Here is a 13,623-nt window from a genome sequence, read left to right as displayed (position 1 = left end):
TTACGACTCCAAAAGACGTTTGATACGGCTATCTTTATTTTTCCACATGGCATTTAACCAATCTTGGAAAGTGGTGCGAAACTCAGGTTCACTCATTGAAGAGTGTTGCTGAAGTGCTGGCACAGGCATCACATTAACATCGATTATGATTTTGGTCATTGTGCCACTTAGCATAGCCATCATTGGGTGGCGCTTATTTTCTGGATATAGCAAAGAAATATCGAGCACATTAGTAAACAACTCACCCATTGCAGCCAGTGTAAAGGAAACGCCTCCCGCTTTAGGTGGAAGCAAGGTTTCATAAGGGCTTTGCTTCTGATGGTGTTTTTGTGTGGTAAATCGTGTGCCTTCAACAAAGTTGATGACAGTGGTGGGCACCGTACGAAATTTTTCACAAGATGCTCTTGTTGTTTCCAAATCTTTGCCTTTTTTCTCTGGGTACTTTTCTAAATAGGCCTTAGTGTATCTGTGCATAAAAGGCATATCTAAGGCCCAAGCACCTAATCCTACAAAAGGAAGCCAAATTAATTCCTTTTTGAGAAAGAACTTTGGCGCAGGTATACGATGAGTCGCAAATTCAATAAGTAGCACAATATCAAGGTAACTAAGATGGTTGGCGATAATCAAATACCATCTATCTTTCGACAATTCACCATGAACCGCACACTCAATGTTTACATTGTTAAAGAGGCGAATAAGCAATACGCTTACCCGTCCAAAACTAAACAAGCAAGCGTGCATGACGCTATTCCACGCTTCGGTAACTTTACCTGAAGGGAGTATCAGTTTAATGACGCCGAACAAGATGATCAGCCCTCCCCATAGCGCAAGGTTGGCTACTTGAAGCGCCGTGTGGACAACGAAAGTTACAGGAGAAAACAAGGTACGGATCATAGTGGCTTCTGAGTTGCGTTAATCGATTCTAATTGGTCATTTTTATCTTGCCAGCGGCTATTTAACCAACGCTGAAATTGGCTTCTTACTTGTGGATCGTCAAAGTAATTATCATTAAAGTAGCCATTTTCGGTAATATCCGTGATGGGGGTTACTTTTATACTGACGCGAATATCACGTACCTTCCCGCTGACGAAATCCCAAAATGAGGGAACGCCGCCAGGGTAATCAATCGTTACGTCAATGAGCTTGTGCAACTGAGAGCCCATCGCTGAAAGCACAAACGCTACGCCGCCCGCTTTAGGTTTCAGCAGGTGGCTAAACGGTGAGTTCTGTCGGTCGTGTTTTTCTTGGGTAAAGCGTGTTCCTTCCACAAAGTTCATAATACTTACCGGCTTGGTACGAAACTTTTCGCATGCTTTGCGAGTAGTTTCCATGTCTTTGCCTTTCAGGTGTGGGTTCTTCGCCAAGAAAGATTTTGAGTATCGACGCATAAAGGGAAAATCGAGAGCCCACCAGGCGAGGCCTAAGATAGGGACGTAAATAAGTTCCTTTTTAAGGAAGAACTTTAAAAATGGGATTTTTCGGTTGAATACACGTTGTAAAACTAAGATATCGACCCAAGATTGATGGTTGGCAATCACTAAATACCAGTCTTTGCGGGTAAGTTGATCAAGGCCGGTAACATCCCATTTTGTTCTACTACTCACTCGTTGATTAAGATTATTAATCGTAATCCATGCGGTTGCGCACGCGTCCAAGATATACGATATAAATCGTCTCCAAGGCGCAAGCGGAATAAGTTTGAAAAAAGACAAAATAATGATGGGCGTTGCCCATAAAACTGTATTTAAAAAATAAAAAATTACTGAAATGGTGCCAACCAGATGATGCATTAGGCTTCTTATCATCGTACTTACCTCAAAAATTAGGCACTTAGTGTAAACGAACTTGATTTAAAATCCGATAGACCCTTTACTGTTTGCTACAGCAAAGTGGTTATTTTTCTAAATTTATTAGTGTACAGGAGTCATTATGGAGCTTATTAGTGAAAATCGTGCATTTGGCGGTAGGCATTTACGCTACAGTCACGATGCAAAGAGCACCAATTGCAGTATGACATTTGCAATTTATTTACCACCGTTTGCCTCCGCTGAAAAACCAGTGCCGGTTTTATACTGGCTGTCTGGGCTTACTTGTAACGACCAAAACTTTATGCAAAAAGCAGGGGCGATGAAACTAGCAGCAGAGCTAGGAATGGCGATTGTTGCGCCAGATACCAGCCCTCGCGGTGATGGTGTTCCTGATGACGAAAATGGCGCTTATGATTTTGGGCTAGGTGCTGGTTTTTATGTGGATGCAACACAAGCGCCATGGAATGAGCATTATCAAATGTATAGCTACGTCACCGATGAATTGCCTAGTGTTGTTGAGCAACACTTCCCTGTGACAAAAGAGCGCGCAATTAGCGGTCACTCAATGGGCGGCCATGGCGCGCTAATCGCTGGTTTACGTAATCCAAATCGCTATGTATCTGTTTCTGCGTTTAGCCCAGTGGCGAACCCTTCTGATTGCCCATGGGGCCAAAAGGCATTGGGTCAGTATTTAGGTGATGAGAAATCAGCCTGGGATGAATACGATGCTGCAAAGATTATTGCTAATAAGAACCACGCAATTCCATTATTGGTTGAGCAGGGTAATAGCGATGAATTTCTGTCAGAGCAATTAAAACCACTGGCACTTGTGCAAGCGGCTCAGCAAACAGATACACAATTAACGCTGAACATGCATGAAGGTTACGATCACAGTTACTTTTTTATAGCGTCGTTTATTGATGAGCACCTAGAGTTTCATGCTGGGCATCTAGGCCTTATTTAAGCGACAGTGCCCCATTTTACATGCGTTAGTTAGTTGCCTGATAACGTGCAGCTTTCTAACGCAGCTTTTCTACGAAGTCGCCAATCGACATGGGTCTGTCAAAGTAATAACCTTGGGCATAAGTACACGCGTTATTCACCAAAAACGCCTGTTGATCTTGCGTCTCAACCCCCTCCGCGATAATGCTAATATTTAAATTTTTAGCCAAACCCAGAATAGCTTGAATAATAGCCTGGTCGTCGGTATTCGCTTCTAAATCGCTCACAAAAGAACGGTCTATTTTGAGTTCATCAATAGGCAGCTTTTTAAGGTAAACCAAAGAGCTGAAGCCAGTTCCAAAGTCATCAATTGAGATGGTAATGCCCATGGCTCTAAGTTCGTTCAGCAACACGGAGACAGTGTCTAAACTGTCGATGAACACACTCTCGGTGAGTTCTATCGATAAATGCCTTGGGTCGATGGCTCGGCGCTTTAAGGATGATTGTATTTGATGAAGCAGCACAAGATCGGTAACTTGTCGGCCAGAGATATTAATCGCCAAACGAATATCTAAATTAGCCTCTGTAAGCTTATCGATAGCATTACAAGCTTCTTCTACTAACCATTCACCAAATGGGAATATCAGCTCTGTACGTTCTGCAATTGGAATAAAAACATCTGGTGGAATGTAGCTTCCGTCTTCTGTCTTCCACCGCGCTAATGCTTCGCACTTAACAATTTTACCGGTTTCTAAATCAACGATAGGTTGTAAGAAAAGCGCTAATTGCTTGTTTTCAATGGCGGTGCGAAGTTTACTCTCTAACTCAGACATACTCTGATGTTGGCGATGCAACATTTCGCTGTATTCAAGAATAACGTTTTTACCTTGAAACTTCGCAATTTGGAGCGCGATATCTGCATGACGCAGTAGTACATTCGCTTGATCTCCATGTTCGGGATAACTCGCGATGCCAATGTTAATGCCAAGATTGGATTCGGCACCATGAAGTGAAGTATAGGTATTAACCAGCTTCTTCTTCATAGCTTGCGCATAGTCTAATGGGTTAACGCCACTGAAGGTATCGGTGCGTTTTACAATGGCAAATTCGTTACTCCCTATTCTGGCAATAAACCCGCTGTTGCCAACAAATCCTTGTAATCTTGATGCAAAAGACTTGAGTATCTCATCACCTGAATGATAGCCAAGCTTTTCGTTAATTTTCTTAAACTCTCGTATATCTATAATAAACAGAGCAAATTTAACGTCCTCTTGAACCAACTTCTGAACATAGCTATTGAAAAAATTGCGGTTTGCAATTTTGGTTAAAGAGTCCATTCCTGTGGCAGATAGTACGCTTTCTTCTTTATTTCGAATGTGACTGATATCGGTAAGAAGATATACCCAGTGGGTGAGTTCATTATCATGAATAACCGGGTGAATGGTCACTTGTAACCATATTTCATAATTATCGGTAGGCTTCCAATAAAGCTCCCCTTGCCATGCTGAACGTTTTTCAATGAGTGTTGGGAGGAAGGTGTCTGGAACGCTGACATCTTCAAGTAAGTGTTCAAGCCTATTGGCACTATCATTTGATCGGCTACAGGAAAGCAGCTGCCTAGCAGATTTATTGTCTAACACCGTTTCACGGTCTTTATTTAAAATAACTACCCCAGTTTCTAGGTGGTGGATAGCTTGTTTTATCGGGGGGACTAGCTTTTCATAATTTTTGTTTTTAAGTAGTGTTTTATCTAGACGCTGGCGGATGTATTCGTGCTGACCTACTATTTCGTGATGGCTTAAAAGTAGCTCTCGTGCGGCTTGTAGGGTTTTTTGTTTTTCTTCGTATTGGCTTTCGACATTCTTTATAACTAAGAAATGCTCACCTTCGCCGCTATTAATCGCGAGTGCTTCTAAATGGAGGGACTCGTTCTCGTCTTCTTCAGTCCAAAAACCTGAAGATAGGGTAAATACGCTGTCATTTTGCCAAATATCATTGGCATCCGTCATAAAGTCGTCTAGAAAAATGGAGGAAAAGGTATCTGGATTAACCTTGTTATCTTCATCGAGGGTGGCGATCTTATGTAGCCACGAAACATCAGGCGTTAGGCATTGAAGGCTCGTTGTGCTTTTAAAGATAGCGCAGTCTGTAATTCCTAGCGCATTAAGAAGGTGTATATCCATACGTTGCTCCTACCAAAACGCAATTGTACTGAAGAGATTTTCGACATTCTCGCCGGTCTTTGCACTGGTTTTAGTTAGTGATGTAAACTTCTTTGCATAGGAATCAAGTTCTTCTTCACTCCAGTGCCAGCTTGAAGGGAGGTCGGTTTTATTGACCACGAAGAAAGCAGGAATATCAGGATAATGTTCTCTAGCCATTTCTAGGATTTCTATACCTTCTAATAACGACTGCGAGCGGGTTTGATCGACCACGATGATATAGGCACTTGCGCCACGTAAATAGCGTGGATTGAAACCGCAGTATCTATCGATACCTTCAAGATCCCAAAGCAGCAACTGGACCCCTCGGCCATCTTTGTTAACTTGTTTTTTATCGATTTTCACACCGATTGTCGTTTTATATTTTTCAGAGAAAATACTTTCGACAAATTGTTTAACAAGGCTCGTTTTCCCAACACCGGTAGGACCTAAGATACATACCTTTTTTTGAATCACTGTGTATTTACCTCTGATGTCTTTGGGTCAGATAGCAAAACATTTAAAAATACAGTTCGTCCCATTGAACCCTCACTTAAAGATAACTGGCCAAGCCCTATTGGAAAAAGAATGCTAGGGTCAACCTTCATGGGTAGCAGCGCTTCTTTCACGTTGTTAGCTCTTAATTTGCTTAAAGCAAGATTGCGTGAAGGGCTACCCGAATTATCACTTGCGCCCAAAATAAAGACAGCAACTGACAGATTAAGCTGCTTCGCAAGTAGCTGCAACTGATACAACTCTTGGCCTAAGCGCTCTAATACTTCCAATTGCTCAGAATCAAGGTTCTCTTGCGCAATTGCAAACGGTAAATGCGTAGAAGAAATTCTCGCCACAAGGTCGTTGATTACCGCGTTATCAAGTTCTTCAGTATTGGCACGCACCTCATCAACAATATCGATGCCAGAAAGATTAGGTTTCAATTGAGAAATACCGGGTATTGCACGAAGTTCACGTGTGAATGCACGTAATGCATCAATTGTCATTGAGCCGCTCAGAAATAATGCATCATTTTCATCATAAATGGCTGTCAGTCCGTTAATGGTTACGACTAAGGATGATACTTTGTCGATAACTACATTTTTTTGTAGCGACACAAACGGCGCTTCGTGAATAATCACTTTGCTAGTGTTAATTTCTTGGCTTTCTAACCATGAGAGAGATGATTGCATATGAGGATCGCGCAGTAAGCGGACTTGCACCTTTCCATCTTTTACGGCCGTGTCAGTAAGCACAACGCCAGCTGGGGGAGATAAATCTCTTATCGTGCTTTGCAGTATCGACAAATCTATTCGTAAAAATGCAAGATAAGCTAAAAGCAGCAGTACGATGCCGATAACACCACCACCGATGAGTCTTTTTTTCTTACCTTTCGCTTCCTCTTTTTTCGCGCTAATTAAACAGTCATTCAGCAACGTTTCGCAACCCGCAAAAGGTGTGCTGTCGCCCTGATACTCCTGCAATGGCACCTGGTAGAACTGGTGGAATTCTTCTAATGCTTGCTGTAGTCGGCTTCTAATATCCGGTGGAACACTACCGACGACCGCGGCAACTAAAATGGCCTGTGGACCTATTTTTATAAGCAGTGTGAAGTCGCCAGTTTTAATTTCACCTAATTCGTTTTCGGTCTCATACTCTTGCGACTGAAATGCATCAGCAACAAAATCATTGATAGCAACCAGCATGGATGAAATAAGATCTGCGTCTTTGCTGCGTTCAGGATCAGAGGAAATGGTATGTAGCAGCGTACCGGTTTCTCGGTGAATGACAAAAAGCTGCTGAACTTGGTATTGATAGACTTGAGAAGCAACGTAATCAGAATACCTAACACCAGATTGCCACGCTTTAAAACGCCACGAAACGCTTTTAGGGCTAAGGCTGTTTTCGATAAGTGCGTTGGTTCTTTCTACAAAATCGACTAAAAATGACGATACCGCTTTGCGAACTAAGGTGCCGACAAGAGGGTATAGTGTCCCTACGATTTTATCGCTGTTTGCTTCAATTGAGCGATGCAGTGATTTTTCAACCAGCGGCACCAGCACTTTATTCACCGAGCCGTCTTTATTTTCTCTTTCATGTAATGCTTCAGAAACAATACCGCCTACCACTTCTTTGGCATCGCGTTTTACGATTTCTTGTATATATTTGTCGTCCCGGCCAAGTATTAACGCTCTGATTTGATCTAGAGAATTATCTTTTGACTCAGGAGAAAGCCCGTTGTCTTCCATTAATGGCTACTGGTCAGTCGCTAAGTTCGAAGCCATAGTGGAAAGCAAGTTCGCCAGCGTTTTTCTATCAGTTTTCGTTTCTGATAGTTCACTTGTCACCTGCTGCAGACGCGCGAGTAGCTCTTGATGACGTTTACTAAATACACTTTCTAAAGCATCTAGTTCTTTCACTACATGTGCTTCTAGGGCATCGTTATCGTTTTTGGCAGAGGTTTCGGCTATTTCAAGTTCTGATTGTAATTTATCTGTAGTGGCTTGAAGTTGATTCTGTACATTGCTGTTTGAGCTATTCGCCCCTTCAAGTCGATGTGATAAATCTTGAACTTGGTTATCGATGAGCTTTCTAATGTCGTTGAACTGAACTTCTAACTGGTTATTTAAGGTCGCAAAGTTGTCATTTATGCGAGATTCTAAGCTGGCTAAATCTGCCTTGAATGCTCGATTAGTTTGACCAAAAAGTATCTCTCTCAACTGAGTAAGCTCATCACCCGCTTGTGTAACGTCGGCTTTGGCTTCCACGTTTTTAGATGGTTTATTTGCCATGCAAAAAATCTCCCTTAGGCATAAACATAACTGCGTTCACATCAAACCTCTGAAATGGGCGTATCAGATAAGCCCATTAAATTGAAAAATAGGATGTTTTTTATTCATTTTCCTACCATAACGCGTAAAGGCGAGATTGGAAATAACACATTAGTTCTAAATGTGTTTTTTACTTTCGCGCCAACGCACGCCGCTAATATGACCGATGAGCTTTAACCTTTACCGTTACAGTAGTAAAATAATGTCATTCAGCGAAGTGTTTATAGACTTAAGTATTAGTCTTTAAAACAAGGAAACGCTACTTATCTATATAATATTGAGGTGACTTTTTGTCTTTCGCTCCGCTAAATCGTAAATTCTCTATCGCGCCAATGCTGGATTGGACCGATCGCCATTGCCGTTATTTTCTTCGGTTGCTGTCAAAGCATTCTTTGCTTTATACCGAAATGGTAACTACAGGGGCGATTATTTATGGCAAAGGCGACTACCTTGGATTTAACCAAGAAGAACACCCTGTAGCGCTGCAGCTTGGTGGCAGCAACCCAGAGCATATGGCTAAATGTGCGGTACTTGCGCAGGATCGGGGTTACGACGAAGTTAACATCAATGTGGGCTGTCCTTCTGATAGGGTGAAAAACGGCAGCTTTGGTGCTTGCTTAATGGCTCAGCCAGAAGTGGTGGCTGAGAACGTTAAGGCCATGCAAGCGGTTGTAGATATTCCTGTTACGGTGAAATGCCGGATTGGTATCGACGACATGGATGAGTATGAAGACTTCGCCCGTTTTGTTGACATCGTCGCCAACGCTGGTTGCGATACCTTTATTGTTCACGCGCGCAAAGCTTGGCTACAAGGGCTAAGCCCAAAAGAGAACAGAGATATTCCACCGCTGAATTACCCTAGAGTGCATATGCTAAAAGAGGCTCATCCTGGGCTTTCTATTAGTATTAATGGCGGTGTTAAAACGTTAGCCGATACTCAAGAACAGTTGAAATACGTTGATGGCGTGATGATGGGCAGAGAGGTTTATGCCAACCCCTACATTCTGTCTAGTGTTGATGCCGAGATTTTTGGCGACAATTCGGTGCAGCCTATTAGCCGTCGTGATGTAGTACTTAACATGCAGCAATACATAGAGCTATGTATTGCGCGGCAAGACGATCCTTACTTTAAGCCCTGGCATGTGGCTAGACATATGCTCGGTTTGTATCAAGGACAAGCTGGTGGGCGAATTTGGCGTCGTTATTTAAGCCAAAATGGTACCGGAAAGTCTCCGGATCCTCATTTATTAATGAATGCGCTTGAAGCTGTTGAGTCAGCACAGCAAGAAATCAATGACTACAATGCGCAAAAGGCGGCGAATAATATTTCCTAAATGAGTGGTCAGGCACCGAGTGGTCAAATACACTAATCTACTTAATGAATTTGACTAAACCTTGGTGTTGTACGAAATTTGGTCGAAATGTCGCGGACGTGGTACGTTCTAATATCTCAATTAAATTCAATTATTTACCTATAATTTTTCTAGATGGCACGAGTTTAGCTATCTATTAATCAAAGCAATAGCGAAGTGCTGTTGCAGTGATTACCATCAAGGGAAATTATGAAAACTTCACTTTTAGCAGCATCAATCGTTTCTATCACTTTATTTAGCGCTGGCGCCAATGCGCAAGAATCAATCCTTCAGTCAATATTGACGAATATGGTTGATCACGCCGTGAGTATCACGACCAATGAAGTAAAAGCAAATGTGTATCAAACGGTGGCGAATACGGCTTACCACTTTGAATTAGAAGGTGAAGCTACAACAGGTAAAGTACAGGTTACCGATATCGCAGCGGCATCAACTGCCGATATTGAAGAAGCGAACCCCCGTGCTGAGTAAGCCATCACCGGTTTTACCCTATTTATGAAAAGCGACCTAATAAGGTCGTTTTTTTTGCCTTAAATTTAGAACGTAGCGCTGATTTTATAAGTGGTTAAATTGACGAAATGTAAGTGGTTAAATTTACTAAATAGTTAGTTTATATGGATGGTGCGATGCATTAGTAAATTATAAGTTTACGATTTATTTATATAAAACAGTTGCTTACTTATTTGGCACGCCAATTGTAATGAATATAGTAAGCAAAGAGATGTAAGCGACAAGATTGGCGTCAGCATAGTTAATCGCCAACCGTAGTATGGCTACTGCCTAGTCTACGTTATTAATCACACTGAAACGGAGCAATAACAATGGGTATGTTTTCAAGAATAAACGACATCGTGCAAGCAAACTTAAATGCCATGTTAGATAAGGCTGAAGATCCAGAAAAAATCATCCGTCTTATTATCCAAGAAATGGAAGAGACCTTGGTTGAAGTACGCACTGATGCAGCACGTTACTTAGCCGACCAGAAAACCTTAGCTCGGCATATGGCGTCAGCAGAAAAGGATATCAATGGTTGGCAGGACAAAGCACAGCTTGCCATGAATAACGACAAAGAAGGGTTGGCTAAAGCCGCTTTGGTAGAAAAGCAGAAGTATGTTGCCAAGCTCAACCAGTTAGAGCAGCAGCAGGTACAGCTAGCTGAAATTATCGAGAAGATTCAAGTTGATACAGGGCGTTTAAATAGCAAGCTAAGTGAAGCAAAGCAAAAGCAAAAATCGCTTGTTAGCCGCAAACAAACGTTAGAAACGCGCCTTAAAGTAAAAAGTGTAGATAACAGTAATAAAATTGATGATGCCATGATGCGTTTTGAGCATTACGAACAGCGCATCGACTCATTAGAAGCGCAGGTTGATGCGTATGACCTAACGAAAGACAGCAGCAATGCTACCTCGTTGGCCGCTGAGTTCGACGCCCTAGAAGCAGATGAAACGATAGAGAATGAACTCGCAGCTCTGAAGAAGCAGAAGGTCGCATAAATATCGAGTAGAGCGTGGCGTAGGTTATTACCTGCGCACTCTCACCGTACAACCCTAAGCAAATCTGAAATGAATTTGAGGAAATGAAAATGAAAATGCCATCACAAAAACGTATTTATAGAGATTTAGACAGCGCGGTTATTTCAGGTGTTTGCGCGGGTGTTGCACGACACTTAGAGGTAGATCCCATTTGGGTTCGCGTAGGTGCAGCAACGGCGCTTATCTTTATGCCAGCTATCGCCGTGGTTTCTTATTTCGCAGCAGTCATGCTATTACCAAGGGCAGTGTAATGAAAAATTTTCTTATCGCCATTGTGTTAGCTGTGATTCTGGTCAATTGTTTAGGCAGTGTCATTGACGATTGGTTTGGTATGCATATCGTAATGTCAGATGAATTACTTAGCCCTTGGGAAAACCTTGCTGCGCTATCTGTCATAGGGGTTCTTTTAGCAGTAGTGGGTTTTGTCGTAGCAGTCAGTGTTCTTGGCACGCTATTGTTGGCTGTAGGCGCGGTGTTCTTGGCGTTACTTGCTGCAGGCATTGGCGCGTTTTGGCCAATCGTCGTTCTTGCTATACTTATCTATGCATTTAAGGACAAATCCAAGCGCGATCAACACCTAAATCGTCCTGTATGATGATTATAAGTTTATTTAAGTTGTGTTATTAGGCCGTTAAATGGTGATATAACTGCAACCGTCATAAAGGTTTAGTAATTCTCGCGTATTTATAATTAGTTATACATTGCCGGTTAAGTCCGGCTTTGTGTCATTTGAAAGGAAGGTTGGCATTGATATGAGAAAATCAATTAGCACAAAACGAGTAGCCCTTGTCATTGCAGTGTTGTTTCTGATTTTTTGGTTAATAGGTTTGTATTGGAGCATGGCACCAGACGCCTATGACGTTAAAAAGCGGGTGGCACAGCAAGCACAAAATATTAATCCAGAAGACGTGGCTGGCTATACGCTTACTGCAACCATGATTGATGTCTCTGAAACCTTGCTAGATAAACCTGGCGGTTACCTGTCGAACGATGTGATGCCGCCGGGTGTTTTCTTAGACAATATGCCTTCTTTTGAATTTGGCGCGCTGGAAATGATTCGTGACCTTGCGCTTTCTATGCGTAAAGACTTTAGCCGTTCGCAATCTCAATCGTTAGAAAACCCTTATCTCACTAAAGCGCATCCTAAATTTAACATGGATCATAAAAGTTGGATGTTTCCGTCGTCTGAGTCTAGTTACCGAGACGGCATAGAACTTCTAAAGCTTTATCGCGATCAGCTTGCGAACCCGCAAAATTCCGACAGTCAATTTTATACCCGTGCTGATAATTTACGTGAGTGGCTTAAGCAAGTTGAAAAGCGTTTAGGCAGCTACTCTCAGCGTTTAAGTGCCAGTGTTGGTTCTGCAAGAATTAATACAGATTTAGCGGGCGATTCTAAAGCGAAGCGGTCTACATCGGTAGCGCAGCAGCGCACGGTTAAAACCAGTTGGTTCAAGCTAGACAATAATTTTCATGAAGCGCGCGGCGCGACATGGGCGCTACTACACTTTCTTAAAGCGGTAGAAGTTGAATTTTACGATGTATTAGAAGATAAAAACGCGTTGGTTAGCTTACAGCAGATAATTCGTGAGCTTGAAGCAACTCAGCAGTCTGTGTTCAGTCCTGTTATTCTAAATGGCAGTGGCTTTGGTATGCTGGCTAACCATTCTTTAGTGATGGCGAACTATATTTCTCGCGCTAACGCTGCTTTAATTGAACTTTCAGAACTTCTCAGTCAAGGATAACAAATGAAAAAGTGTCTTTTGGCAACCTTAGTAGGTTGTGCTCTTTTCTCCGCATCTTCACATGCAGACACAATTGCAGGGGTGTACGCAGGTGCACAAGTTTGGCAAACGGATACCAGTGGTGGTTTTGCCGATAGTTCGTCTACCGCTGATTTTAATTTTGATGATGAAACAAATACCGCGTTATACGTTGCATTTGAGCACCCGTTGCCATTTGTGCCTAACGTTAAGATAGGGCATACCACCCTTGATAACTCGGGCACGACTACGCTAAATACTAACTTTACCTTCGATGGTGATCTGTACACCGCAGAGAGCCAAGTAGATACTATTGTTGAGTTAGATGCGACTGACATTATTTTGTATTACGAACTGTTCGACAACGACCTAATTAGTTTCGATGTGGGCTTGAATGCTAAGTATATTGACGGCGCGTTCTCAGTTTACGATACCGCTAGCGACACACAGGGCTCAGGTGATTTTTCTGGTGTGATACCAATGGTGTATTCCAAAGTACAAGTTGGCTTGCCGTTTACGGGCTTAGCGGCTTATGCTGAAGGTAGCTATTTGTCGTTTGACGATCATGAACTGAGTGATTATCAAGTGGCAGTGACTTACTCGTTTATCGAAAGTATCGCGGTTGATATGACCCTTCAGGTGGGCTATCGCAAAGTGACAATGGATATTGAAGATCTAGACGATATCTACGCAGACATGGAATTTGATGGCGCGTTTGCAGGGTTAGAAGTCCACTTCTAATTGTTGCCAACATCTAGCTATTAAACAAAAAACCGACATGCGTCGTTTTTTTGTTTTTTCATGTCTGTACCGTTGCGCTAGTGGCCAAATTTAACTCTTATTCCTGCATCGGCGATGCGCCCAAAACCAGACGCTTGAATCAGGATTTTTCAACTTCATCGTGATGGGATTAATGTTCGTCATGCTCATCTTTATGCCACTCTTGATTCAATTGCACATCTGAATACTTAACTGTGTCGGCATGACTAGATGAAATTGCGCTAAGAAAGAACAGAATGGTTAACGAGGCGGTTGATCTAAAAAATGAAAATAGAGACGTAATGCAGCAATTGAAAAGTTTGGGTAATTACAGCATGTTTTGCCGTCGTAGTCTTAGTGGTTTTATACTTAAATTGACTTATTTATTAAGTGCTTAGATATTTTTACATTTAGCTAATA

General features: G+C 42.2%; 14 protein-coding genes. 8 read left to right on the top strand and 6 right to left on the bottom strand.

Annotation, left to right across the window (positions count from 1 at the left end):
* Complete coding sequence (gene yihG, locus JKP82_RS15030) at positions 1-894, bottom strand: 1-acylglycerol-3-phosphate O-acyltransferase, YihG family (RefSeq protein ID WP_159533270.1); 894 nt, start codon at positions 892-894, stop codon at positions 1-3.
* Complete coding sequence (gene yihG / locus JKP82_RS15025) at positions 891-1,805, bottom strand: 1-acylglycerol-3-phosphate O-acyltransferase, YihG family (protein WP_159533268.1); 915 nt, start codon at positions 1,803-1,805, stop codon at positions 891-893. The genes yihG (JKP82_RS15030) and yihG (JKP82_RS15025) overlap by 4 nt, the downstream gene beginning before the upstream one ends.
* Positions 1,806-1,929: 124 nt before the next feature.
* Between yihG (JKP82_RS15025) and fghA the strand changes: the two genes are divergently transcribed.
* Positions 1,930-2,772 carry an S-formylglutathione hydrolase gene (gene fghA / locus JKP82_RS15020; protein ID WP_218397659.1) on the top strand — a complete coding sequence of 281 codons (843 nt, stop codon included), beginning with the start codon at positions 1,930-1,932 and terminating at the stop codon, positions 2,770-2,772.
* Between the two features lie 55 nt (positions 2,773-2,827).
* Here the strand turns inward: fghA and JKP82_RS15015 are convergent, their stop codons facing one another.
* From JKP82_RS15015 to JKP82_RS15000, 4 genes are read right to left on the bottom strand one after another with little or no spacing between them, the layout of a single operon-like run.
* Positions 2,828-4,933, bottom strand: a complete 2,106-nt coding sequence (locus JKP82_RS15015) for a sensor domain-containing protein (RefSeq protein WP_159533264.1) — start codon at positions 4,931-4,933, stop codon at positions 2,828-2,830.
* A 9-nt stretch (positions 4,934-4,942) separates the two neighbouring features.
* Positions 4,943-5,428, bottom strand: coding sequence for a Rab family GTPase (locus JKP82_RS15010; protein ID WP_159533262.1), 486 nt, complete (start codon positions 5,426-5,428; stop codon positions 4,943-4,945).
* A complete protein-coding gene (locus JKP82_RS15005) occupies positions 5,425-7,194 on the bottom strand; it encodes an OmpA family protein (protein ID WP_159533260.1) in 1,770 nt (589 codons plus the stop codon). The genes JKP82_RS15010 and JKP82_RS15005 overlap by 4 nt, the downstream gene beginning before the upstream one ends.
* A 6-nt stretch (positions 7,195-7,200) precedes the next feature.
* Positions 7,201-7,737, bottom strand: a complete 537-nt coding sequence (locus tag JKP82_RS15000) for a hypothetical protein (protein WP_159533258.1) — start codon at positions 7,735-7,737, stop codon at positions 7,201-7,203.
* Between the two features lie 329 nt (positions 7,738-8,066).
* Here JKP82_RS15000 and dusA point away from each other — a divergent pair, with 329 nt between their 5' ends.
* The 7 genes from dusA to JKP82_RS14965 all read left to right on the top strand — a co-directional run bounded on the left by dusA (position 8,067) and on the right by JKP82_RS14965 (position 13,185).
* A complete protein-coding gene (dusA, locus tag JKP82_RS14995) occupies positions 8,067-9,110 on the top strand; it encodes a tRNA dihydrouridine(20/20a) synthase DusA (RefSeq protein WP_159533256.1) in 1,044 nt (347 codons plus the stop codon).
* 228 nt (positions 9,111-9,338) lie between these two features.
* Positions 9,339-9,620: a hypothetical protein gene (locus JKP82_RS14990; protein ID WP_159533254.1), complete on the top strand. Its 282-nt coding sequence runs from the start codon at positions 9,339-9,341 to the stop codon at positions 9,618-9,620.
* Positions 9,621-9,970: 350 nt separating this feature from the next.
* Positions 9,971-10,642 (top strand): phage shock protein PspA, encoded by a 672-nt coding sequence (pspA, locus tag JKP82_RS14985; RefSeq protein WP_159533252.1) that lies wholly within the window; start codon positions 9,971-9,973, stop codon positions 10,640-10,642.
* An 89-nt stretch (positions 10,643-10,731) separates the two neighbouring features.
* Positions 10,732-10,932, top strand: coding sequence for a PspC domain-containing protein (locus tag JKP82_RS14980; RefSeq protein ID WP_013782645.1), 201 nt, complete (start codon positions 10,732-10,734; stop codon positions 10,930-10,932).
* Positions 10,932-11,276, top strand: coding sequence for a hypothetical protein (locus JKP82_RS14975; RefSeq protein ID WP_159533250.1), 345 nt, complete (start codon positions 10,932-10,934; stop codon positions 11,274-11,276). Before JKP82_RS14980 ends, JKP82_RS14975 begins: the two co-directional genes overlap by 1 nt.
* Before the next feature lie 157 nt (positions 11,277-11,433).
* Positions 11,434-12,426 carry a DUF2333 family protein gene (locus JKP82_RS14970; protein ID WP_159533248.1) on the top strand — a complete coding sequence of 331 codons (993 nt, stop codon included), beginning with the start codon at positions 11,434-11,436 and terminating at the stop codon, positions 12,424-12,426.
* Positions 12,427-12,429: 3 nt separating this feature from the next.
* Complete coding sequence (locus JKP82_RS14965; protein ID WP_159533246.1) at positions 12,430-13,185, top strand: TIGR04219 family outer membrane beta-barrel protein; 756 nt, start codon at positions 12,430-12,432, stop codon at positions 13,183-13,185.
* Positions 13,186-13,623: the final 438 nt, after the last annotated feature.

The sequence above is a fragment of the Alteromonas lipotrueae genome (assembly GCF_019249215.1).
Classification (GTDB): domain Bacteria; phylum Pseudomonadota; class Gammaproteobacteria; order Enterobacterales; family Alteromonadaceae; genus Alteromonas; species Alteromonas lipotrueae.
The sequence above is the reverse complement of the archived record's forward strand: the minus strand, read 5'-3'. Positions and strand labels throughout refer to the sequence as shown.